Annotated in this window: 2 protein-coding genes and 1 pseudogene; 1 reads left to right on the top strand and 2 read right to left on the bottom strand. The window is 23.4% G+C overall.

What is annotated here, in order from left to right; all coding sequences use genetic code 11:
- A pseudogene (locus U880_RS10225) lies at positions 1-258 on the top strand (hypothetical protein); the annotation flags it as partial.
- A 63-nt stretch (positions 259-321) separates the two neighbouring features.
- On the opposite strand, the gene bdr reads toward U880_RS10225, so the two are convergent.
- Both bdr and U880_RS0105820 read right to left on the bottom strand, forming a co-directional pair.
- Positions 322-978: a Bdr family repetitive protein gene (gene bdr, locus U880_RS11840; RefSeq protein ID WP_024655152.1), complete on the bottom strand. Its 657-nt coding sequence runs from the start codon at positions 976-978 to the stop codon at positions 322-324.
- 74 nt (positions 979-1,052) lie between these two features.
- Positions 1,053-1,870, bottom strand: an 818-nt coding sequence (locus U880_RS0105820) for a hypothetical protein (RefSeq protein ID WP_235048020.1), incomplete at its 5' end; no start/stop codon positions are given.

Below are 1,870 nucleotides of genomic sequence, written 5' to 3'. Positions count from 1 at the left end.
CTTGCTGGTGTTTTAGAGACTCTTTACAGAGATTATAAGGAAATTTTTCTTGGTAATTTAGAAAGAAAAAAGGTAGTTGAACCTAAAATTAAGTTACAATTAGAAGATCAATCAGGAGATGTAGAAAAAGATCAAAAAGATCAATCTGTAGATCAAGCAGAAGAACAGGTTGTGCAACGAGATCAAGCACAAGCAAAAGCAGCTAAAGTTAAAGCAGCTAAAAAGCCTACTACTAAGCCAGAGGTTATTCAAATCTAATTAGAGATTAATATGAATTATTGATTTTACTAATTAAAGATTTGTAGAATTAGTAATTCATGTTTATTTATTTATAATTGAATTAATTATTGAGATTAATGTTAAAAGAATTCCTACGTTAATTGTAATAATAGTTCCAAGCATCCAATTATTTAATTTTAATTTACTATTAAGTTCTGTTTTGTTAATTTCAATTTTATTATCAAGTTCATTAAATTTAGTATCAATTTTATTATCAAGTTCATTAAATTTCATATCAATTTTAATATTTAAGTTATTTTCAACAGTGTCAATTTTATTATTAAGATCTCTAATATCTGATTTTAAGTTATTTTCAACAGTGTCAATTTTATTATCAAGTTCATTAAATTTCATATCAATTTTAATATTTAAGTTATTTTCAACAGTATCAATTTTATTATTAAGATCTCTAATATCTGATTTTAAGTTATTTTCAACAGTATCAATTTTATTATCAAGTTCATTAAATTTCATATCAATTTTAATATTTAAGTTATTTTCAACAGTATCAATTTTATTATTGAGATCTCTAATATCTGATTTGAATGCCATTTTTAGAAGTTCAAGATCTTTAGTAGTAAGTTCATTTTTATAGTATCTATAAGATAAATCGTCCGCAATATCTCTATCCATACCGACTTTTACGAGCTCATTTAACACCATTTGTCTTGTTACTACTGGCTGTATCATATGTTCCATGAAAATCTCCTTATATAATATTATAGTGTTTTTAGGGTTTATTGTTAAGTAAAATAAGTGAATTTAGTTGATGTTCATGACAATAAGGTGTTAGAAAAGATTTGTTTTTGCATTTTGTGAGTATTTTTATAGGAGATACCTAATTGCTTTAGATTTAGGTTAATGTGTGATTTGAGATTATGTATATTTTTGTTAGAGTTTTGATCGAGGAAAAAGGATTCGATTAGGTTAGCAATAGTAGACTGTAATTTATTATTGCTATTTTTATAAAAAAGTAAATTTGCAGTATGTATACGTAAATTTTGAAATGAATTAATAAAAACTAAGTTTTTATGACTATTTAGAGGGGTAGTTTTATTTACAAGTTTGATGCTTTTGTATTTTGGATTTTTTAAAATTGGTTCATAAGAATAAAAATTATCCTTTTTGTTTAAGGAATTAGAAATAACATAGTAAATACATTCTAAATGTTTAGTAGTTGTGCTTTTAATAAATAGTTTTTTTATAATGCTGTTAAGTTTCCAAGTAATAATATTGAAATTATGTTCTTTTAGAGAATAAATGGCGTTTATAATTAATTTAGAGTTTACCAATGTATGCTTTCTAATTTGTAAATTGGATGATAATCTGTAAGTAATAGTATCATCTGTATAATTAGTGATAGTAAAGTTTTTGTTGGTGAATTTAGATAAGGGAATACCAGAAGCAAGTAAGATGCCTATTGCTTTAAGTTCTGTACTATTTGATATTAAGATATGATTTTTGCAAAAATTAATAATTTCTTTAGGATTTATTTCGATTATATTATTTGTACTATTGTTAAATATTTGTTTGACATTTTTTTGATGTTTGATGTTTTTAAAAAATTTTTTTATACTAATCATTGCGTATA

This window comes from Borrelia hispanica CRI (assembly GCF_000500065.1).
Taxonomy (GTDB): Bacteria; Spirochaetota; Spirochaetia; order Borreliales; family Borreliaceae; genus Borrelia; species Borrelia hispanica.
This window is presented reverse-complemented; position numbering and strand designations above follow the sequence as displayed.